At 67.8% G+C, this 19,799-nt stretch carries 21 protein-coding genes; 4 read left to right on the top strand and 17 right to left on the bottom strand.

What is annotated here, in order from left to right:
* Nucleotides 1-876: 876 nt before the first annotated feature.
* Nucleotides 877-1,191, bottom strand: coding sequence for a nucleoside triphosphate pyrophosphohydrolase (locus tag ACQE3M_RS03465; protein WP_430504084.1), 315 nt, complete (start codon nt 1,189-1,191; stop codon nt 877-879).
* 105 nt (nt 1,192-1,296) lie between these two features.
* On the opposite strand from ACQE3M_RS03465, the gene ACQE3M_RS03460 reads away from it, so the two are divergent.
* Both ACQE3M_RS03460 and ACQE3M_RS03455 read left to right on the top strand, forming a co-directional pair.
* The gene (locus ACQE3M_RS03460; RefSeq protein ID WP_430504083.1) at nt 1,297-1,896 is read left to right on the top strand and encodes a DUF7474 family protein; all 600 of its coding nucleotides are present in this window, start codon (nt 1,297-1,299) and stop codon (nt 1,894-1,896) included.
* Nucleotides 1,897-1,995: 99 nt separating this feature from the next.
* Nucleotides 1,996-3,807, top strand: coding sequence for a histidine kinase N-terminal 7TM domain-containing protein (locus ACQE3M_RS03455; protein ID WP_430504082.1), 1,812 nt, complete (start codon nt 1,996-1,998; stop codon nt 3,805-3,807).
* Between the two features lie 16 nt (nt 3,808-3,823).
* Here the strand turns inward: ACQE3M_RS03455 and flaJ are convergent, their stop codons facing one another.
* From flaJ to ACQE3M_RS03385, 14 genes are all read right to left on the bottom strand, one after another.
* Nucleotides 3,824-5,560, bottom strand: coding sequence for an archaellar assembly protein FlaJ (gene flaJ / locus ACQE3M_RS03450; protein WP_430504081.1), 1,737 nt, complete (start codon nt 5,558-5,560; stop codon nt 3,824-3,826).
* 1 nt (nt 5,561) lies between these two features.
* Entirely contained in the window at nt 5,562-7,232 is a 1,671-nt protein-coding gene (locus ACQE3M_RS03445) for a type II/IV secretion system ATPase subunit (RefSeq protein ID WP_430504080.1), read from the bottom strand.
* A gap of 126 nt (nt 7,233-7,358) precedes the next feature.
* Entirely contained in the window at nt 7,359-8,108 is a 750-nt protein-coding gene (gene arlH / locus ACQE3M_RS03440; RefSeq protein ID WP_430504079.1) for an archaellum protein ArlH, read from the bottom strand.
* Nucleotides 8,108-8,569 carry an archaellum stator protein ArlG gene (arlG, locus tag ACQE3M_RS03435; protein ID WP_430504078.1) on the bottom strand — a complete coding sequence of 154 codons (462 nt, stop codon included), beginning with the start codon at nt 8,567-8,569 and terminating at the stop codon, nt 8,108-8,110. Before arlG ends, arlH begins: the two co-directional genes overlap by 1 nt.
* Nucleotides 8,570-9,004 (bottom strand): archaellum stator protein ArlF, encoded by a 435-nt coding sequence (arlF, locus tag ACQE3M_RS03430; RefSeq protein WP_430504077.1) that lies wholly within the window; start codon nt 9,002-9,004, stop codon nt 8,570-8,572.
* Nucleotides 8,994-10,919, bottom strand: a complete 1,926-nt coding sequence (locus ACQE3M_RS03425) for a FlaD/FlaE family flagellar protein (protein WP_430504075.1) — start codon at nt 10,917-10,919, stop codon at nt 8,994-8,996. Before ACQE3M_RS03425 ends, arlF begins: the two co-directional genes overlap by 11 nt.
* A gap of 90 nt (nt 10,920-11,009) precedes the next feature.
* Nucleotides 11,010-11,528, bottom strand: a complete 519-nt coding sequence (locus ACQE3M_RS03420; protein ID WP_430504074.1) for a chemotaxis protein CheD — start codon at nt 11,526-11,528, stop codon at nt 11,010-11,012.
* On the bottom strand, nt 11,525-12,781 hold the full coding sequence (locus tag ACQE3M_RS03415; protein ID WP_430504073.1) for a chemotaxis protein CheC: 1,257 nt from the start codon (nt 12,779-12,781) through the stop codon (nt 11,525-11,527). Before ACQE3M_RS03415 ends, ACQE3M_RS03420 begins: the two co-directional genes overlap by 4 nt.
* A complete protein-coding gene (cheY, locus tag ACQE3M_RS03410) occupies nt 12,781-13,137 on the bottom strand; it encodes a chemotaxis protein CheY (protein WP_430504072.1) in 357 nt (118 codons plus the stop codon). The genes ACQE3M_RS03415 and cheY overlap by 1 nt, the downstream gene beginning before the upstream one ends.
* A gap of 47 nt (nt 13,138-13,184) precedes the next feature.
* Entirely contained in the window at nt 13,185-13,784 is a 600-nt protein-coding gene (locus ACQE3M_RS03405; RefSeq protein ID WP_430504071.1) for a DUF7500 family protein, read from the bottom strand.
* Between the two features lie 40 nt (nt 13,785-13,824).
* On the bottom strand, nt 13,825-14,418 hold the full coding sequence (locus ACQE3M_RS03400; protein ID WP_430504070.1) for an archaellin/type IV pilin N-terminal domain-containing protein: 594 nt from the start codon (nt 14,416-14,418) through the stop codon (nt 13,825-13,827).
* Between the two features lie 2 nt (nt 14,419-14,420).
* Nucleotides 14,421-14,999, bottom strand: coding sequence for an archaellin/type IV pilin N-terminal domain-containing protein (locus ACQE3M_RS03395; protein ID WP_430504069.1), 579 nt, complete (start codon nt 14,997-14,999; stop codon nt 14,421-14,423).
* 2 nt (nt 15,000-15,001) lie between these two features.
* Entirely contained in the window at nt 15,002-15,574 is a 573-nt protein-coding gene (locus ACQE3M_RS03390) for an archaellin/type IV pilin N-terminal domain-containing protein (RefSeq protein WP_430504068.1), read from the bottom strand.
* A 325-nt stretch (nt 15,575-15,899) separates the two neighbouring features.
* Entirely contained in the window at nt 15,900-16,181 is a 282-nt protein-coding gene (locus tag ACQE3M_RS03385) for a DUF7521 family protein (RefSeq protein ID WP_430504067.1), read from the bottom strand.
* Between the two features lie 194 nt (nt 16,182-16,375).
* On the opposite strand from ACQE3M_RS03385, the gene ACQE3M_RS03380 reads away from it, so the two are divergent.
* On the top strand, nt 16,376-16,717 hold the full coding sequence (locus ACQE3M_RS03380; RefSeq protein WP_430504066.1) for a helix-turn-helix domain-containing protein: 342 nt from the start codon (nt 16,376-16,378) through the stop codon (nt 16,715-16,717).
* On the opposite strand, the gene ACQE3M_RS03375 is transcribed toward ACQE3M_RS03380, so the two are convergent.
* Nucleotides 16,714-17,439, bottom strand: coding sequence for an RAD55 family ATPase (locus ACQE3M_RS03375; RefSeq protein ID WP_430504065.1), 726 nt, complete (start codon nt 17,437-17,439; stop codon nt 16,714-16,716). The two genes, ACQE3M_RS03380 and ACQE3M_RS03375, sit on opposite strands and share 4 nt — an antisense overlap.
* 214 nt (nt 17,440-17,653) lie before the next feature.
* Here ACQE3M_RS03375 and ACQE3M_RS03370 point away from each other — a divergent pair, with 214 nt between their 5' ends.
* A complete protein-coding gene (locus ACQE3M_RS03370) occupies nt 17,654-18,217 on the top strand; it encodes a HalX domain-containing protein (RefSeq protein WP_430504063.1) in 564 nt (187 codons plus the stop codon).
* 48 nt (nt 18,218-18,265) lie between these two features.
* Here ACQE3M_RS03370 and ACQE3M_RS03365 read toward each other — a convergent pair whose 3' ends face one another.
* Nucleotides 18,266-19,687 carry a DHH family phosphoesterase gene (locus tag ACQE3M_RS03365; protein WP_430504061.1) on the bottom strand — a complete coding sequence of 474 codons (1,422 nt, stop codon included), beginning with the start codon at nt 19,685-19,687 and terminating at the stop codon, nt 18,266-18,268.
* Nucleotides 19,688-19,799: the final 112 nt, after the last annotated feature.

Here is a 19,799-nt window from a genome sequence, read left to right as displayed (position 1 = left end):
CACGGCGGGCGACGGGAAACCGTTTTCGTACTGATCGGGGTGATCGTTCGAGGGACCGGGCGTCGACGCGGCTGCTGGCAGTTGGTTCGTTTATAAGCAACCAGCAGTCGAGCGTTCGTGCTTATAAACAGGAACGGTCGTCGTCGCTTGCGACACCACTCAGCATACCCGGAAAGCCCCAGTCGCTGACCGGTATCGCTTATAAACGAGGTCGGCTGGCGTCGTCTGCGACACCACTCAGCATGCCCAGAAAGCCCCAGCCGCTGACCGGTCGCGCTGCTCGCTGTGCGCCTCGCCAGCTCACTCGCTCCGCTCGTTCGCTGGCTCGGTGCTTACTTCGCAGGGCTTCCCGCTCAGCGGCTGCCCCTTTCAGTCCCGCCCACGAGTGGTGGCCGGGGTGTCGCCGGCGGCGGTTGGGTCGCCGACGACGCGCGCCGGCTGGCTGGCGGGCGGTGCGGGGCGGTCGGCGCGCGCGAGCAACGCGTGCGAGGGAGGGCGGGGCGCGCCGCGGCGGTGCGGTGCCGGCGCGCCCCGGCCGAGGCTGGGGAGGACTGAGGAATTGCGGTTGCTGTGCTGTCGCGGATGCGGTGGGGTGCTGTCCTGGCGGACTGAAAGGGCGATGGCCGGTCGCGCCGAAGGAGAGTCGCTGAGGCAGGCACTATCTGGACCGGGCGGTGCGGAGAGGTCCAGATATCCTGCTCAGCGACCGCGAGCGGCCGAGGGCTTTCTGGGTGTTTGCGGTGCTGTCGAGGGCAAGGCCGTATCACCTGGCCAAAAAACCCTCTTTAACGGAGAACGGCCGAGGGATTTCCCGCTGTCCGGGTTCAGTGTAGCAACGCATGCAACGTTTAATTACTTAAAAAGAAAACCAGACCCTTACTCCAGCACCCGCTCCAGAACGACGCCGTCGTCGAATCGACCGCGGTCGTCGGCTTTCCGCTCACGGATCTCCTGTAACTCCTCACCTGAGACGCCGTGCTGTTCGCGGAGCGCGTGGACGACCTCCAGCACGTCCGCCAGCTCCTCGACGTCCCCGGACTCGCGGTACTCCGCGACTTCCTCGGCCAGTTTCTCCCCGAGGCGCCGTTCGTACTCGTCGCCGCTCGCGGTGTGAACCACCGGCGTCTCTCCGTCGGCCTCGATGATGCCGGGGATCCCGTCCCGGACCAGCTTGTCGTACTCGCGTGTCACGTCCCCGGATCCCAGCAGCGGTACGTAAGCCTGATGGAGGGGTCGAACTCGCCGGCGTCGCACAGGACGAAAACCCTAACAGCGCCCGTATCTCACACAGTACCAGTGCCGACGTTCCACTACCCCTGTCCGGGCTGCCACACCACGAACAGCCTGCACGAGGCCGATTGCGACTTCGAGGGGGTCGACTGGCCGACGATCGAGAAGGCGTACACGGACCTCCTCTCCGTGCTCACGGCCGAGCCGGACGGGATGACCGAGGCCCTCCTGCGCGACGCCATCCCGGCCGACTGGTCGGGCCTCCACAAGGCCGCGCTGGGGACCCTGGAACGCGAACAGCGGGTCGTCCGCGACGACGGCGACGACACGCTCCGGCTGCTGACGGCCGCGGAGTTCAAGGAGCTCGTCTCCGAGCCGACTCGCGACCCGATGCGGACCATCTACGAGCACGGCTCCGTGCCGGGCTGTCACGACAACGCCGTCTTCGCGATGATCGCCTGGTACGAGATGGTCGGGCTCTCGTGGGCGGAGACGAAGGAGAACGTCGTCGACTGGCTGTACACCTCCGGCGCGTGGGACCGCGGCGGCTTCGAGGAGCCCTCCCCGGAGGCGCTCGTCGAGCAGAAGCGCCACGTCTACGACTCCGGCTACGGCTGGAAGGAGAAGGCGCAGGCCGCCAAGCGCGTGATCGACCGCCATCGATGAGCCGCGGGGGCGCGGCGAACCCCTCAGCCAGCGCTGCTGTCCACCCGCGACGGACGCGAGGGGGCGTTTTATCGCCGTGGGCCTGCAGGTGATAGTGTAATGCTCCCGACGGGGTGGCCGCTCGTGTTCGGCTCGCTGCTCGCGGGCGGAACCTCGATCGCGCTCGCGGCGGCCGCCTACCGGAAGCGCTCCGAACCCGGCGCCGTCCCGTTCGCGTGGATGATGATCGGGAACGCGATCTGGGGGCTCTCCTACGCAGCCGCACTGGTCACGTTCGACCCGGGGCTCCGGCTGCTCTTCGAGATCCCCATCGAGATCGCCCAGGCGATCGTCGCGCCAGCGTGGCTCCTGTTCGCGCTGGCGTATACGGGCCGTGGGGAGTACGTCTCACGAAAGCTCGTCGCCGCGCTCCTGGTCGTCCCGGCCATTACGCTCGGGCTCGTCGCGACGTCGACGGCGCACTCGCTGCTGTGGGCGAACTACCGGATCGTCGAGACGTTCGGGGCCGCGACGGTCCGCTTCGACCCACAGCCCTGGTTCTACGTCCACTCGCTGTACGGCTACCTGCTTATCGGGACCGGCATCGTCCTCATCGCGGCCATGTTCATCGAGCACGGCACGCTCTACCGCGACCAGGCCGTCGCGCTCGCCGTCGGGTCGATCCTCCCGACCATCACCCACGTCGCGTACACGTTCCAGGCCGGCCCCTATCCCGCGGTCAACGCGACGCCGCTCGCGCTCGCGGTGACGGGGGTCACCTTCGGCTACGCGCTGTTCCGCTTCGACCTGCTCGGGCTGGTGCCGGCCACGCGGACCCTCGGGCGGCAGGCCGCCATCGACGACGTCGGCGTCGTCGTCGCCATCGTCGACGACGACGAGCGCGTCCTAGAGCTCAACCGGACGGCGGAGGAGACGTTCGACACGACTGCGGGCGAGGCCCAGGGGCAGCAGCTCACCGCGGTCGCGGGCGACGTCGACCTCGGCACGGAGCCGACGCTGCACGAGCTGGCCACCGCGAGCGGCCGGCGCACGTTCGAGGTGTCCACGCAACCGGTCACGGACCAGCACGACCGCCCGATCGGTCGAACGGTCGTCTTCCACGACGTGACCGAGCGCGAACGGCGTCGCCAGCAGCTGGAGGTGCTCAACCGCGTGCTCCGGCACAACCTCCGCAACGACATGGGCGTCGTCCACGGCTACGCGGAGATCCTCGTCGACACCCTCGAGGGCGAGCCGCAGCGCATGGCCGACGCCATCGAGCGCCGCTCCGCCGCGCTCGCGGACCTCGGCGAGAAGGCCCGGACGGTCGAGACGCTGCTGGAGGGCGAGCCGCTCCGCACCCTCTCGACCGCGGCGCTCACCCGCCGGATCGTCGACGACCTCCGCGAGGCGTATCCGGACGGCGAGGTCGTCGTCGACGTCGAGCGGGACGTCACGGGCGAGTTCCCCGAGGGCACGCTGGCAGCTGCCATCGAGAACCTCGTCGAGAACGCGCTCGAACACCACGACGGCGAGGGGACGGAGCGCCCGGACGGCGCGCCCTGGGTCCACGTGACCGTCGACTGCGAGGGTGCCGGTGCCGACGAGACGGATGCCGCACGCGAGCGCGACGCCGGCGGCGACCGTGAGGAGGGCGCCATCGAACCCAGCGAGGTCGTCGTCACCGTCGCGGACGACGGTCCTGGCGTCCCGGAACACGAGATCGAGGCCATCGAAGCCGGGCGGGAGACGGCCCTAGAGCACGGCTCCGGGCTCGGGCTGTGGATCGTCCACTGGGCGGCGGCGTCCGTCGGCGGCGACGTGTCGTTCGCGGACCGCGAGCCGCGCGGCACCGTGGCGACGCTCCGGTTCCCGGTCGACGTCGCCTGGGAGTCGGACGACACGCGTGCCGGCAGCGGGCAGGGGTCCTGAGCCGCGGCCCCGGCGACTACACCGCGAGGAGGTTGGTGACGAGGTAGCTCGTCGCGATGGCCGTCAGACAGCCCAGCCACGTCAGCGAGACGAAGTGGATGAAGCCGTTCGCCGGGTTCCCGCCGTCGATGGCGCGGATCATCATCGACGACAGCAGCGCGTTGTAGACGATGACGAGCAGCAGCAGGTACTTGATCAGCGGGATGTCGTAGACGCCGGCGTAGATGATCTGGCCGAAGTCCATGTTCTCGACCGACAGGTCCGCCGAGATGTCCGCGAGGACGTTGACGACCTGCAGCCCGATGAAGAAGGCGAACGACGACGCCGCGGTGATCCCGTACAGCAGGCCGATCAGCGTCACCGCGGACTGCCGGCGCTGCTCGCGGAGCTGGTTGACGGCGTTCATGTTCTTCGAGATGAGCTCGCCGAGCTGCTTCGGGTCGCCGCCCATCCGCCGGCCGACCAGGTACATCTCGGAGAACTTCTGGATCAGGTACGAGCGCGTGTCGACGGAGAAGGACCGCCACGCGCCCTCGGGGGACAGGCGCATGTTGAGCCGGCGGTAGAGCCGCTGGACCGACGGCGTCAACGCGCCGAAGTCCTTCTTGCGGAGCGTTTCGAGCACCTTCGACGTGGTCGACTGCTTCGCGCTCTCGGTCGCCCCGAGCGCCCGGATAAACGGGGGGAACGACTCGTCGCGGGCGGTGATCCGCTTCTCCTCGCTCCGGAGCACGACGCCGGTGAAAAAGAGCGGCGTGAGCGGGACACAGAGGTACAGCGGGAGCTTGAAGCTGTCGAGGAACGGGAACAGCGCCGGCAACCCCGGGCCGATCCCGAACATCCCCGCCCCGGTGAAGACGGTGAGCAGCAGCGTCCCGGCGCCACCCAGGCCGAGCGCCGTGTAGAGCTTCCGGTCGCCGGGGGCCCCGTCCTCCGGGTGATACCAGACCGGGTCGTGGGGCGCCATCGACCGGATGACGAAGTAAAAGCCCGTCTGGACGATCGCGAACAGGACGATGACGCCCGCGACGGTGTGGGTCGGGTTCGTCCCCGTCAGGATCGGGAGGACGATGGCGAACACCAGCGCGAACGTCATCGAGAGGATCATCGACATGTACAGGTCCTTCATCACCTCGATGTTCTCGAGGGAGGACTCGTACAGCGTCTCGTAGTTGGTCAGCATCACGTCCAGCTCCGACAGGAGGAACACCTCCAGCTCCTGGCCGGCGGCGATGGTGTAGCCGAGCCGGTCGAAGAAGTCGGCCATCGCGTCGGAGGGGACCTCCTTCGCCTGCCGGCGACACGCGTCGTCGAGGCTCCGGTTCCAGGTGTCGACGAGGTGGACGATCTGGGCGATCTCCTCGGCGGCGGCGCCGTACTCCTCCTCGCGCGCGAGCGTCCGGAACACCTCCATCCGGTCGATGTTCGTCGTCGACAGCACCGTCATGTGGGTCATCACGAGGTGCAGCTGGTTCTCGATCGCCGTCCGCCGGCTGTTGACGTACAGCTTCGGGTATAAAAGCGCCGCGAGGAACACGAGCCCCCCGAAGAAGGGCATCGGGATCCGCACCGAGAGCGGCAAGGACAGGAAGAGCGCGCCGGCGAAGGTGATCGCGAGCACGAGCAGGGAGGGGGCCAGCACGTAGCCGACGTACTGCCGCTTGCTGATGTCGAGCTGCTCGTACGACTCCAGCAAGTCCGTCGTGAACTGTAACGCGTTCGCGATCCCCGAACTGGCGCCCTTGACCGACATGTTACACGTTCCGGTGCATGTCGAAGGGGAGCCCCTCGACGCCGTCGCGCTGGAAGGCGTCGATCGCCTCGTTGACCTCGTGGTAGCCGAGGATCCCCTCCTGGATCATCCGTTCGATGAGCTGGGCGCGGAAGTCGAGGTCGTCGTAGATGTCGCGGGTGTCGTCGTAGCCGAGCAGCGTCGCGATCTGCTCTTCGAGGACGTAGGAGTTGTTCATCCCCTGGAAGACGATCTCGTCCTCGACGGGGTCCCACGAGAACACCTCGCGGGTGATCACCCCGTCCATCTCCTTGGAGTAGCCCTCGATCTCCTGGACGCTCGTGACGCGGCGTAACACCTCGTCGCCCTGCTTGACCCGGTTCTGGAACAGCGCGACGTCGGCGTTGTCCATGAACGTCTCGGGGACGTTAATCGGGTCCGAGGTGAACCGCTGGATCATCGAGACGATGTCGGAAGCGTGGAAGGTGAGCATGACGGGGTGACCCGTCTGGGCGGCCTGGAACGCCATCCGGCCCTCCGCGCCACGCACCTCGCCGACGATGATGTAGTCCGGGCGGGAGCGGAGCGCGGCGGCGACGAGGTCGAACATGTCGACGTCGGAGGAGCCCTCGCCGCCGCCCTCGCGGGTGAGGAGCTGCTGCCAGGTGTTGTGCGGCGGGATGACCTCCGCGGTGTCCTCCGCGGTGTAGATCTTCGAGTCGCGCGGGATGTACGAGAGGATCGCGTTCAGCGTCGTCGTCTTCCCCGAGGCCGTCTCGCCGACGACGAACACCGTCTGCTCGTTCTCCAGGCAGAGCCAGAGGTACGCCGCCAGCTGCGGGGAGAGCGTCCCCCAGTTGGTGATCTGGTTGATCGACAGCGGCGTCTCGTCGCCCTGTCGGATCGTCAGCGACGACCCCTTGACGGAGACGTCGTCGGAGTAGATGATGTTGACACGCGAGCCGTCCGGCAGCGTCGAGTCGACGATGGGGTCCGAGTCGGAGACCGGGTCGCCCATGCGCTCGCCCATGTTGCGCAGCCAGCTGTCGAACTCCTCGGGGTTGCCGAAGTCCACCGTCGTCTCCATCATCCCGAAGACGCCGTGGTCGACGTGACACTCGTGGGGGCCGATGACGTGGATGTCCTCGTTGGCGGGGTCGCGCATCACCGGCTCCAGCGGCCCGAACCCGACGATGTCGCGGTTCAGCCGGTACCGGATGTTCTCGTACGTCTCCTCCGTCACCGAGATCTTCCCCCAGTTGAGCGCCTTCCGCACCGAGCCGAACCGCCCGGAGCCGCGTTCCTCGACGTGGGTGACCTCCTCCAAGAGCTCCTCGATGAGGTCGTCGTACTCGGATTCGGAGTCCGGGGCGGCGTGGTGGCCGCTGACGGTCAACAGCTTGTCCTTCACCGTCTCCAGCGCGGCGACCTCCGAACCGGAAAGGGTCGGCTCGATGGCGTAGTACTTCATCTCCTGGCCGAGGTCGCCGTACACGTGACAGTAGATGGGGCCGCCGACCGGATAGAGCACGTTCGGGCGGTCCGACTCGTACTCCTCTTTGGCCTCCTCGATGAACTGCGGATACTCGCCGGTGATCTGCTTGAACTTTCGCAGGTGCTCACGGAGGTGCGGACGCCGCATCGCAGCCCGGCGGAGCTCGTCGGACGGCTGGGCAGTTCCGTGTTCGGTCATCGGCAGTCGTTATTAGATCCCGAGAGGTCGTTCGGTAGTCAACGTGTGGCCATTCATTAAACCCACTGTCAGATAGGTTTCAAGATGACGGGCGGAGGCGAGAACGGAGAGGCCCTCGTCGACACGTCAGGCCACGCTCCGGCTCTCGATGACGATCCCGGTTCCCGACCGGACCGAGAACCCGATGCTGTCCCCGACCTGTTCGCCCATCCCCGCGAACCGCTTGACGCTGATCTGGCGGCGCACCTCGTTGCCGACCTCGATCATCTCCAGCTGGAGGAACACGTCCGCGATGGCCCGGAAGGGGCCGATGGCCTCCTCGGCGACGGTGGAGGGGTCGATGGTGAGCACGATGACCTTCCCCTGCGAGATGATGTCCCGGAAGAAGGAGATGATCTCCAGGGCGGCCTGTCGCTCCTCGTTCTGCCGGATGAGCGACTCGAAGGTGGGGTCGTTCCGGAGGATCGAGTCGAAGGTGTCGAGGAAGACGACGTCCGGCTCCCACATCACCTCCGCGTCCATCAGCCGCCGGAGCAGCTCCTTGCGGTCGCCACCCTCCTCGGAGAACGCCCCGCCGGAGTCGAAGTTGGCGTGGAGGAACAGCAGCTCCTCGTTGAGGATCGGCTTGACCACGTCGTACGACAGCGAGTGCATCTGGTCGATGAACCCGCGGACCGTCAGCTCCGTCGAGAGGACGGTGCAGGTGGCGCCCTCGTCGACGAGCCCGTAGCTGAACCGCTGGGTCATCGCCGACTTCCCGGCGCCGTAGTCGCCCTCGATCAGCACGATGCTGCCGCGCGGGATCCCGCCGCCGAGCTCCTTGTTCAGTCGGTCGTGACCGCCCAGGCCGAGCGACAGTAGATTGTCTCGTGGCATTAGCTGATTCTGAACCGGAAGACCGCCTCCTTGCTGTTGATCGTGAGCTTCGCCCGATGGTCCCCGGTGCCGAGGGAGTCGACCTCGATCTCGAGTTTCATCACGTCGCCGCCGGCCCAGGAGTCGCCGGTGCCGGTGAGCAGGGTCGTGTGCACGCTGGCCGGCTGGATGAACTGGCCGTCCACCAGAACTTCGAGGTTCGTTCCGTCGGGTGGTAACCGTTCAGTCCCGGTGTTTTTCACCAGCAGCGTCAGGTTCCCCTCGGTGCTGTTGTACACGGGGCTCCCGGCGTCGGAGATGACCGTGACGTCCGTGCGGATCTGGTCCGACGCGTCGATGCTGCCGGCCTCGACGGCGGCGTTCACGCGCTCGACCCCCGACGTCATCGTGCCGACGACGCCGGCGGCGATGGTGAGGCTGGCGATGAAGAGGATGAGGTGCGAGATGGAGACGCTCGCCATCTACACCACCACCACGTCGTCGCTTACCGTCACGCCGTACTCCGTCGTGAGCGTGACCCGGTTCGGCTGGTCGACGTCGACCGTGATCCGCACGGTCTCGCCGGGCAGCCACAGCTCCGTCGCGCCGTTGCCGTCGACGGCGGTGTCGTTGCTCGCGAGCGGTACGAACTCGTTGTCCGCGAGCAACACCGTCTCGGGCACGGACAGCGACGTCGACCCGGTGTTGTTTGCCTCGACCGTGAGCGTGCCGTCGCTGTAGGTGGCGTTCGCGAGGTCGACGCCCGTGTTCTGCCGGTCGAGCGCGCGGTCGTGGACCGCGTCGCCGGCCGAAGAGACGCGGTCGAAGCCGTTCGAGACCACGGGCGTGAGCGCGCCGAACGCGATGAAGGCGCCGGCGAGGATGATCGCGGTCGACGCCGACACGCTAATTCCCATCGATCCACCCCCCGCCGGCGCCGTTGCTGCCGGCGCCGTTGCCACCGGCACCACTGGTCCCGGCACCGTTGCCGCCAGCATCGTTGGTCCCGGTCTCGTTGCCTCGCGGCGCGCCGCGCGACGGGTTACCGCCCTGGCGAGAGCCATCCGCCCGCGACGCGTCGCTGGCGGGGGCGCCGTCGCCAGGGGGGACGCCGCCGCCGGGGACGCCGTCGCCCGGTCCCGCCGCGCCGAGCATCGACCCCTCCGCCAGCTCGTCCCAGCGGTCGAGCAGGATGGAGTGGGCCGTCGTCCCGTTCAGCTGCGTGATGTAGCGCAGACTCGTCGTGTGGTGCTCCCGGCCCAGCGTCGACGTGCCGGGCTTGTCGACGAGGTTGCGGTCGACGGTGCCGAACCCCGAGAGGAACGCGCGAAGCCGCTCGGCGACCTCCGGCGACACCCACTCGATCCGCTCGTAGTAGTTGACCGCGCGGGCCGCGTCCGTGACGTCGGCGTTCGAGACGAGGTACTCGAGCCACTCCATCACGACGAGGTCGCCGACGTAATCGCCGGGCAGCGTCGAGAGGTACGGCTGCTGGTGCTGGGTGGCCAGGTCGCCGGCCCCGACGAACTCGAAGCCACCCTGCTCGCGCTCGTCGCGGCGGTCCAGCTCCCGCCCGGTCCGGCGGTCCTGGCCGCGTGCGTCCCGCCGCTCCCGCGAGTCCCCGCGGTCGGGTTCCCGGGCCGGTTCCGACTCGGGGACGGGATCGGCCTGTCGGCCGCGAGCGGGGTCGGGCTCCGGTTCCCGCTGGCCGCGGGCGTCCTCGGGTGCGCCGTGCTGGGCGGGGTCGCCGCCGACGGGCTCGTCGGCGAGGTCGTCCTCGGACACCGACTCGGTCCCGTTGCCGAACGGGTCGTCGTCGAGCGGGGCCGTCCCGCGAGCGTCGTCGGACGCGGCCTCGGCCGACGCGTCGCCGGCCGCGGCATCGCCGTCGTCCGCCGAGGCATCCTCGTCCGCCCAGTCGGCGTCCCCCGACTCGTACTCTGCTTTCAGTTCGTCGAAGCTCTTGCCCTCGTCGTTCATGTCGGTCTCCGTAGTTGCCGCGTCGGTCGCTGTCGATCCGTCCGTGGCGGTCGCGTCGCCCGCGTTCACACCGATCTCGCCGTCGAGCCCGCCGTCCCCGAAGTCGTCGTCGTCGAGGTCGGCGAACGCGCCGTCACCGCCGGCGTCGCCGAGGTCGTCACCGCCGACGTCCTCGTCCATCACGTCGTCGACGCCGCCGAGGTCCTCGTCCAGCGCGCTGTCGGCCTCGTCCACGACGTCCTCGTCGAAGAAGCCGTCCGCGTCGGCGCCGGCGACGTCCTCGGCGAGTTCCTCGTCCGCCTCGCCGCCGTCGTCGTCCGTATCGAACAGGCCGAGGTCGCCGCCGTCGCCGTCGAAGTCGCTGGTCTCGTCGACGAACGGGTTGATCCCGCGGGTGACCATCTCGTAGATGTCCAGGAGGTTCCGGACGTCCTCCTCGACGTCCTCCACGGTGGCGGAGATCTCCTCGTTCTCGGAGCGGACCGTGGAGACCGTCGAGGACAGCGTCGCAACCTCGTTCTCGAGTTCGCTCAGCCGGTTCTCGAGCTCGTCCGTGCCGGCGCCGCCGCCAGCGCCGCCGTCGCCCCCGAGGCCGTCCATCTCGTCCATTTCCCCGAGGTCGCCGAAGTCGTCATCGCTGTCGAGGCCGTCGAGGTCGTCGCCACCGAGCGGGTCGCCGCCGTCGAGGTCCCCGCCGCCGAGGCCGCCGCCGTCGTCCAGCAGCTCGTCGTCGGCCGCCTCGGCCTCCTCGTCGTCAAGGAACCGATCGAGGATGCTTGCGCCAACGACCCCGACCGAGGCGGCGAGCCACTCGACGGTCGGAGCCGCCCACACCGGCGTTTCGATACCCATTGAGCGTTGTGACCCACTTCCGTTACTTAAGAACACCCCCGAGAATATCAGGACTGATAGCAACCGGCCGGTCCCTTAAAAATGACCGCGCTACAGGACGCGCTCGAAGCCGTCGGCGGCCCGCACCCGGAGCCGCCCCTCGGCCTCGAAGCGAACCGTTCGTCCCGTCTCGCCTCCGACGTCGCTGGCGACGACGGGGATGGAGTGGTTCCGGAGGACGGCCTGTGCCGCCTCGACGTTTCGGCGCCCGACCGAGCCGCCGGCCACGTCGATGAGCTTCGCGCCGCCGACCAGCCGGGCGTCGAGACGGGCGGGGGTCACGCCGGCCGCCGAGAGCGCGTCGAGCAGGTCGGCGATCCCGGTGTCGACGTACTTGGCGACCGGTGCCCGCCCGGGCGAGCCGTCCGCCTGCGCGGGCAACATCGCGTGGAGGAGTCCCCGCACGCCAGCCCGCTCGTCGTGGAGCGCGACCGCGACGCAGGAGCCGAGCCCGCTCGTCGTGAGCGTCTCGCCCGCCGTCGCCACCGCGAGTTCGGCGACGCCGACCTTGATGCGGTCCGGACCGCCGTGGACGCCCGGGGCCGACGGCCCGTTCGAATGGGAGGTCACTGCCCGTCGAGGCTGGCGAGGACCGCGGCGAGTTCCTGCTCGTCGGGCAGCGCGTACACGTCGCAGGTCACCTCGGTCTCGGCCGTTTCGATCACCGCGTCGATGACGAAGCCGTACTCCTGTCGCTTGCCGAGCGCGGCGACGAGCGGGCTGATCGCCGCCGAGCCGATGTCGTGGACGTACTCCGGCGGCGAGTGCTCGATGCTCGTGCCGAGCACGTTCGCCCAGCCGTCGATGAGCCCGCTCGTCATGACGTTGCCGAGCTCCTTTAACGCCTGTTCGCCCATGTCGCCGAGGGGGTCGTCGGGCGCCATCGGCAGCATCGCCTCCGCAACGGCGACGGCGGAGGCCTCGTCGAAGAGGATCGCGAGGTAGCCGCTCGGCTGGCCCGTCAGCTCGAAGACCGTGCCGGCGCGGCGCTCCTCGCCGACCTCGGCCGGGAGGTCCGCCAGCGGCACGAACCGGAGCCGGCTGACGTCGACGCTCGTCTCCAGCCCGGTCATCGTCGCGATGTTGTCGGCGGCGTTCGCGGAGCCGCGCTCGGCGAGCGCGGCGAACGTCGACAGCGAGTCGTAGGGGATCGCCGTCGTGGGGGCCGTGCCGTCGCTTCCGCCACGGCTACCGTCGTCCTCCCGACCGTCGTCGACCCGACCGTCGTCGACCCGACCGTCGTCGACCCGGCCGTCACCGGTCCGACCGGCGCCGCGACCGACCAGGAGGTCCCGCATCGGGCCGGAGTTCGGCAGCAGGTAGATAGCGAAATCGAGGTCGACCGTGGTCGCCTCCATCCGGCTCTCGAAGAGGAAGACCCCCTCGGTCGACTGCGCGCCGTCCGGCAGGACGGCGGCCTCGTCCGCCTCCACGTACGTCGGCGGCGTCATGTCGATGGCGGCGTCGAGGTGGTTCGCCCAGCCGTCGAGGAACCCGCCGAGCGCGATGTTGCCGAGCTCGGTGACTGCGCTCCGGTCGGCGGACCCGTCACCCGGGAGCAGCGAGCGGACGGTGTCGATGGCGGCGGCGTCGAACGCGAGGACGGCCTCGCCGTCGAGCCCGTTTCGGAGGCCGACCTGGACGCCGATCAGCTCCGTGCCGCCGAACGAGTCCGCGAGCTCCTCGCTCGTGGCGAGGTTCGCTCCGGTCACCTCGACGCGGAGGTCCGTCCCCGTCATCGCGGCGAGCGCGCTCGCGGCCTGTCCGGCTCCCCGCTCCGCGAGGCGGCTGCAGGCGCCGAGGGCTCCGACGTCGACGCGCATCAGACCGCCGCGCTGATCGCTTCGAGGACGTTCGGCTTCTGGAACGGCTTCGTGATGTACCCCTCCGCACCGGCCTTGATCGCGGACTTCATCTTCGCCTCCTGGCCGACGCTCGTACACATGATAACCGTCGCGCTGGGGTCGGCGTCGGTGATCTCCGCGGTCGCCTCGATCCCGTCACGGATCGGCATCACGATGTCCATCATCACCAGGTCGGGGCTGTACTCGCCGTACATGTCCACGGCTTCCACGCCGTTCTCCGCCTCCCCGACGATCTCGAACTCGCCCTCGAGGATCTCCCGGAGCAGGTTCCGCATGAACTCCGAGTCGTCCGCGATGAGCACGCGTGTCGTCATACGGTACACTCGGCGGCAAGCCACACTTAATCGCTCGCCCGCGGTTCTCAGCGCTGAGAATCGTCGTCGGTCGCGCTCCCGTCGTCGATCCGGAGCCCGCCGTGCGCCTCCGCGACCTCCAGCAGGTCCGCGATCGAGTCGTCCGGCGAGAGGCCGTGGTCCGCCACGTAGCGTTCGAGCGTGCCGGGCGGATACTGGACCGGCGTGTTCGACGCCGCGAACAGGATCCCGAGCACCTCCGCGGGCGGCGTCGTCTCCCCCACGTTCCGCGAGAACCAGGTCAACAGCGTGTCGAAGGTCGTGGTCACGTCGTTCGAGACCATCCGGTGCCGGACGACGTCGTCGCCGACCGATAGCGTCGCGTCGAACCCGTACGTGAACCCGTCGTCGCGGAACGACGCGGTGAGCCAGCGGCTCACGTCCTCCGCCCGGACGCCGTTGCCCGCCGGTCCCGCGGACTCGTCCGCGGTCGCCGTCGCGTCGGCGTCGTCTCCCGAGTCGGCGTCGGTCGTCCCGTCGCTCGACGGCGGATTCGGGGCGCCGTCCCCCGCGGAGACGACGTATCGGCTCTCGTCGATCTCGCGGACGCGCTCGTCGTCGCTGAAGTCGAGGTCGTCCGGGTCGAACGCCGAGCCGTCGTCACTCATCGGCGGCGATTCACGCTAAAGAAGGAAAGGTGTATCGGCGCTACAGTTCGACCGCGCTCTCGCCGCTGACGGAGTCAGGGACGCGGAGCTCGATCGACGTCGTCGCGCCCGAGGCCGTCGTGATGCGCAGGCTGGCGGTCTGGCCAGTCTGGAGGTTCGCCGGGTTGTCACCGGCAGCAGCCCCGAGGTCGATGACGAGGACGAACCGATCGCTGCTGTTCTCGGCGACCGGCTCAGTCCCGCGGACCGCGTCGATCTGGAAGTACGAACTCGAGTTCGCGAGGTCCGTCTCGTCGTAGGTCAGCGTATCAGCCCCATTCGGGCCGATGTACTCGATCGTGAGTTTCGAGAGGTCGATGTCGGCCGCGCCCGACCCCTTCATCACGCTCACGTTGATCTGATTGACACCGTCTTCACTGGGTGTGACGTTCCCGATGGTGTTGATCTCCTGCACGCGGTCGGTTACCTGACTGGTCGACTCCTCGCCGGTCTGTTCGGACTGGCTCTGCAGGAAGCCGGCCGTGTTGATCAGCACGCCCGCGGCGATCGCCGCCACGAGCACCATCGCGATGAACACGATGAGCGTGCCGATACCGACCTGGCCACGGTCGTCCTCAGTGATGAACTCGAACATCGTTACAGTTCCACCGCCTCCTCACCGCTCACGGAATCGGGCACACGGAGCTCGATCGAGGTCGACGCACCGGACGCAGTCGTGATACGGAGGCTCGCCTCCTCACCCTCGAGAAGCGGACCGGGGTTGCTCCCACCATCGAGCTGGATAACGATCTTGAAGCGGTCGCTGGAGTTCTCCAGGACGGTGACGCTCCCCTTGACCGCGTTCAGCTGGAAGGTGTTCGTATCGAGCGACTCGTTGTACGTGAGCGTCTCGGCGCCGTCCGGGCCGATGAACTCGAGTGTCGCCTTCGACACGTCGATGTCGGCCGCGCCCGACCCCTTCATCACGCTTACGTTGACGTAGTTAACGCCGGTTCCGTCGCCGTTGACGTTGCCGATGGTGTTGATCTCCTGCACGCGGTCGCTCACCTGGCTGGTCGATTCCTGCCCGGTCTGCTCGGACTGACTCTGCAGGAAGCCGGCCGTGTTGATCAGCACGCCCGCGGCGATCGCCGCCACGAGCACCATCGCGATGAACACGATGAGCGTACCGATACCGACCTGTCCGCGGTCGTCCTCGGTGATGAACTCGAACATCGTTACAGTTCCACCGCCTCCTCACCGCTCACGGAGTCGGGCACCCGGATCTCGATGGACGTCGAGGCGCCGGACGCGGTGGTGATGCGGAGGCTCGCCTCCTCACCCGGCTGGAGCGCCGCGGGGTTGTTCGACCCGTCGAGCTGGATGACGAGCTTGAACCGGTCACTGGAGTTCTCCAGGACGGTCACGCTTCCCTTGATCGCGTTCAACTGGAAGGAGTTCGAGCTGAACGTAGAGTCGTAGGCGAGTGTTTCGGCGCCGTCAGGCCCGATAAACTCCAGCGTCGCCTTCGACACGTCGATGTCGGCTGCGCCCGACCCCTTCATCACGCTGATGTTGACGTAGTTGATCTCGGACCCGTTGACGTTGCCGATGGTGTTGATCTCCTGCACGCGGTCGCTCACCTGGCTGGTCGACTCCTGCCCGGTCTGCTCGGACTGACTCTGCAGGAAGCCGGCCGTGTTGATCAGCACGCCCGCGGCGATCGCCGCCACGAGGACCATCGCGATGAACACGATGAGGGTGCCGATTCCGACCTGCCCCCTGTCGTCGTCGTTGATGAATTCGAACATGGATTTGCTGTTGGTCCACGGCGCCGCCGCGGACGTACCCGGTACGAGGCCGAAGCCCCTGTTAAAAACACCGTCCAAAATATTCGATGTGATAACACCGTTGCGTCGTGCGATTATGACCGTCGAAGCGGGGGTAAAATACGGTGTAATTTGCACGGCTGGGACCACTCGGGATATCATTCGTGAAAACCAGGTTGAGGTGAACGGGGTTCCGTCGTGGGTCAGCGGAGTCCGCGAGTGACAGCAGCGATGAGCGACGGCGCGGGCCGGCAGTTCCGACGGCGGACGCGGGTCGGCGGTTCCGACGGCGGACGCGGGTCGATAACTACTCGTACGAGACGAGGCTGTAGACGACGAAAGTGAACCCGGAGGCGGTGAAGCCGGTGTTGACGAGCAGCAGCGACCGGACGCCCTCGAAGCTGGTGAGGAACGCGCTCACGGACGTCGCGACGGCGGCACCGACGACGAGCGTGAACCCGATCGACAGGTGGATCATCGCCCGGCGGCTGGTGTCCAGGTACGACTGGAGCGCGAGCCCGACCATCGTCAACCCCGTGACGACCAGCGCCGCGGTGGCGAGCAGGTAGAGGATCTCGACGAAGTTCATGCGGGCGAATGGCCCGACGGAGGCGATAAAGCTACCCCCGCACCTATCACAGGCGATAATCGCCGGGCATCCGAACGGTTGCCCACCAATATTTTCGGCGTTCGACGTCGATACCGTCGGATATGGCAAGCTCCCGTCGGCCCCCGGCTGCTCCGCCAATTATTTGGAACTGAAAATCAGAGACTCTACTGACGATGGTGGGGGACGATCTGATCTCGGTGTTGGGGAACAAGTACAACACGGACATCCTGACCGCGGCCGACGAGCCGATGTCGGCCCAAGAGCTGTCCGACGAGCTCGACGTGCCGATCGCGACCTGCTATCGGCGGATCAGCGAACTGGAGGAGGCCGACCTTCTCGAGCTCCACGACCGACCGCTCTCGGAGGAACACCGCCGGGTGAAGGTGTATCGCCGACAGGTCGACGGCATCGAGGTCGACTTCCGCGACGGGATCACCATCGAGGTGGAAGAGCGATCGGCAGTGAAAAACCGCCTCGACGACGTCTGGCGCAACCTCTCGTCGGGGGAGAACTAGAAGGCCGACCCCTCACGGCCCATCATCGAGAACCCGCCGGCGCGGTCGTGGACGGTGATACCGCCCTCACCGATCTCCATGGGGAAGATGTCGGTGTCGATGTCCTGTTTGCGCATCTTGGCGACCCAGACGTACCGGCTCACGCCCGATTCCGTCGGCGTCTGGATGAAGTAGATGTTCCCGTCCGTGAGGAAGTTCTCCAGGCCGACCTCCGTGTCCGGGAACACGGCCCCCTGCTCGTTGATGAGCAGCGAGGTCAGTCCGTTCCCCTTCAGGATGTCCGAGAACTTCAGCAGGTACGTCCGCTTCTCCTGCTCGTCGTCGAAGAACAGCTGAAACATCGACAGCGAGTCGAGGACGAGCCGGTCGAAGGAGCCGTCGTCGATGGTCTCTAAGAGCCGGTCGACCGCGTTCGAGAAGTCGCCGTCGCGGAGCATCTCCCGCTTGTCGTGGACGACGATCTCGCCCTCGTCGACGAGGTCGCCGAAGTCGTCGAACCCCACGGATTCGGCCGCCTGCCGGATGTCCTCCTCGTCCTCCTCGAAGGAGACGTAGACGCCGCGTTCGTCGAACTCGGTGACGCCGGTGTGGAGGTACTGGATCCCGAAAATGCTCTTGCCCGTCCCCGGGTTCCCCGAGACGAGAACCGTCGATCGGTCGGTGATGCCCCCATTGAGTATCGAGTCGAGTCCGTCGACTCCCGTCGAAACCAGATCGCTCATTCGTCAGTACCTGTGTCGGCTTGGTATAAAAGACCAGCCCGTCGGCAACCACGTGCCGTGGGGCCGACAGTTGCGGAACCCGCCGCCGCGGCACAGCCGATCCCCGAAATATTATATTTTTCATAAATATAGACGATGGCTTTATTAGATATCGATTACCGCTATTGGACCATGTGTGGGAACATGGTCGTGGGCGGTCGTGGGTGGTCGATCCGTGAGTGACACCGAAGTGCTCGTCGTCGAGGACGAGACCGAGCTCGCCGACCTCTACGTCGGATATCTGGAACCGAAGTACGACGTTCGAACAGCGGGAACGGTCGACGCTGCGCTGTCCGAGATAGACGGCTCGCTGGACGCAGTCCTCCTCGACCGGCGGCTGCCGGACGGGAGCGGCGACGAGGTGCTCGAAACGATCCGGAGCGAGGACGTCGATTGCCGCGTCGCGATGGTGACGGCGGTCGAGCCCGGGTTCGACATCATCGAGATGGGGTTCGACCTCTACCTGACGAAACCGGCGAACCGCGACCGCGTCAGGGAGGCGGTCGAGACGCTGAAGACCCGGAGCGAGTACGACGAGATGCTCCAGCAAGCGGCCGCCCTGGCGACCAAGCGAGCGGTTCTCGAATCCTGGAAATCGGCGACGGAGCTGGCGGAGAGCGACGAGTACGAACGACTGCTGGATCGCCTCGACGACGTCGACGCGAACCTCACGCAAGTCACCAACGACTTCTCGCCGGACGACTACCGCGCGATGTTCCGCGACCTGGGCCGGTCGTGAGCGACGAACGATAGTCGACCGCTCGGTAGGCCGCCACGTGACGACGCGCTACCCGACCTGTTCAGCGACGAGCTCGTCCGCCGCCGCGAGGAACGCCTCGCGCTGGTCGGCCGGGATCGTCGCCCCCGCGGCGACGTCGTGCCCTCCGCCGTCGCCGCCGACGGCGCGGCTCGCCTCGCCCATGACGACGGAAAGGTCGAGCCCCTGCCGGACGAGGTGGTGGGGCCCGCGGGCGGACACCTTCAGCTCGTCCTCGTTCTTCTCGGCGAACGCGACGATCGGTTTCTCGCGGTCGACGGCGGGGGAGCCGACGGCCATCCCGGCGACGATGCCGACGATGGTCTCGCGGATGCGGGAGCCGGCGTCGAACCACTGGAGGTTCTCCTCGGTCGTGACGCCCTCGGTTTTGACCCACTGGAGCCCCTCCGAGAGGTTCCGGCGGTGGTTCCGCAGGAGGTTTCGCGCCTCCTCGAGCGGCTCGCCCCGGGCGCCGAGACAGACCGCGAGGCCGACGTCCGCGCGCTCGTAGCGGGCGGTCGCGTTCAGGAGGGTGGAGAACTCGCTGACGTCGCGCAGTTCGGTGCCGACCTCCTCGGCCTGGAGCGTGTAGGAGGTCCCGATCAGCTCGTTGATCCGGTCCGCGGGGACGCCCGAGGAGACCGCCCGCTGGACGAGCGCGCTGACGAGGGTCTGCCGCTCCGCGTCGTCGAGGTCGACCCAGCGGCGCCAGTCGCCCCCCGATTTCAGGTCGAGATCCAGCTCGGAGAGGAAGGAGATGGCGCCGGCCTCGTCGTTGGAGATCCCGGGGATCTTCACGTCCGTCGCGTACTCCAGCAGTTTGGGTAGGGGGCGGGTCTGGCGGCCGTACAGCGCGAGGTCGGTTGCCTGCTCGAGGACGCCGGCGGCCTCGCCCTCGGCGACGATGCCCTCGTTGGCCCCGCGGAGCCCGCCGTCGCCGTCCTGCATGTCGCCGACGGCGCCGACGACGGCGAGGGCGGCGAGGTCGCGGTTGTCGACGTCCGGCCCCTCCAGCGCGCGGGCGAGGACGTAGCTGGCGCCGGCCCCGGAGAGCTCGGCGGCGCCGTCGATGCCGAACAGGAGCGGGTTGAGGTGGTACTCCGTATCGGCCTCCGCGGGCTGGTGGTGGTCGGCGATGACGGGCGTGAAGTCGCCGGCGGCCTCGTGGTCGGCGATGATATCGAGCTGGCCGGAGCCGAAGTCGGTGAAGAGGACGGTGTCGAACTCGCGGTCGGCGATCCCGGCGATGGACGCCTCGTCGAGCTGTTTCTCGAAGACGACCTCGTGGTCGACGTCGGCGCGCGCGAGCGCGGCGGAGGCGACGGCGGCGCTGGTGAGCCCGTCCGCGTCGATGTGGGACGCGAGCAGGACGCCGTCGGCGGCGCGGAGGCGCTCGGCGCACGCGGCGGCGCGGTCGGCGAGGGCTGGGACTGGTGGCCCGGCTGCGGACATACACCCGGTTAGGCGCGCCATCGGGCTTAAACCCACGTCTCGCGGGACGGTGACGGGGAGTGAACGTCGTTCGCACGTGATCCCCCGCGCCGGACCGGCATGCCTTGCCGTA

Source organism: Halosubterraneus shenae, assembly GCF_050510935.1.
GTDB lineage: Archaea > Halobacteriota > Halobacteria > Halobacteriales > Haloferacaceae > JBDGPU01.
Note: the sequence above shows the minus strand (reverse complement) of the source record. Positions and strands in the feature narration are given on the sequence as shown.

Coding starts and splice junctions, on each gene's coding strand:
- ACQE3M_RS03455 (WP_430504082.1), top strand. CDS start 1,996: ATGCTCCCGACGGGGTGGCCGCTCGTGTTCGGCTCGCTGCTCGCGGGC.
- flaJ (WP_430504081.1), bottom strand. CDS start 5,560: ATGTCGGTCAAGGGCGCCAGTTCGGGGATCGCGAACGCGTTACAGTTC.
- ACQE3M_RS03445 (WP_430504080.1), bottom strand. CDS start 7,232: ATGACCGAACACGGAACTGCCCAGCCGTCCGACGAGCTCCGCCGGGCT.
- arlH (WP_430504079.1), bottom strand. CDS start 8,108: ATGCCACGAGACAATCTACTGTCGCTCGGCCTGGGCGGTCACGACCGA.
- arlG (WP_430504078.1), bottom strand. CDS start 8,569: ATGGCGAGCGTCTCCATCTCGCACCTCATCCTCTTCATCGCCAGCCTC.
- arlF (WP_430504077.1), bottom strand. CDS start 9,004: ATGGGAATTAGCGTGTCGGCGTCGACCGCGATCATCCTCGCCGGCGCC.
- ACQE3M_RS03425 (WP_430504075.1), bottom strand. CDS start 10,919: ATGGGTATCGAAACGCCGGTGTGGGCGGCTCCGACCGTCGAGTGGCTC.
- ACQE3M_RS03415 (WP_430504073.1), bottom strand. CDS start 12,781: ATGCGCGTCGACGTCGGAGCCCTCGGCGCCTGCAGCCGCCTCGCGGAG.
- cheY (WP_430504072.1), bottom strand. CDS start 13,137: ATGACGACACGCGTGCTCATCGCGGACGACTCGGAGTTCATGCGGAAC.
- ACQE3M_RS03405 (WP_430504071.1), bottom strand. CDS start 13,784: ATGAGTGACGACGGCTCGGCGTTCGACCCGGACGACCTCGACTTCAGC.
- ACQE3M_RS03400 (WP_430504070.1), bottom strand. CDS start 14,418: ATGTTCGAGTTCATCACTGAGGACGACCGTGGCCAGGTCGGTATCGGC.
- ACQE3M_RS03395 (WP_430504069.1), bottom strand. CDS start 14,999: ATGTTCGAGTTCATCACCGAGGACGACCGCGGACAGGTCGGTATCGGT.
- ACQE3M_RS03390 (WP_430504068.1), bottom strand. CDS start 15,574: ATGTTCGAATTCATCAACGACGACGACAGGGGGCAGGTCGGAATCGGC.
- ACQE3M_RS03385 (WP_430504067.1), bottom strand. CDS start 16,181: ATGAACTTCGTCGAGATCCTCTACCTGCTCGCCACCGCGGCGCTGGTC.
- ACQE3M_RS03380 (WP_430504066.1), top strand. CDS start 16,376: ATGGTGGGGGACGATCTGATCTCGGTGTTGGGGAACAAGTACAACACG.
- ACQE3M_RS03375 (WP_430504065.1), bottom strand. CDS start 17,439: ATGAGCGATCTGGTTTCGACGGGAGTCGACGGACTCGACTCGATACTC.
- ACQE3M_RS03365 (WP_430504061.1), bottom strand. CDS start 19,687: ATGTCCGCAGCCGGGCCACCAGTCCCAGCCCTCGCCGACCGCGCCGCC.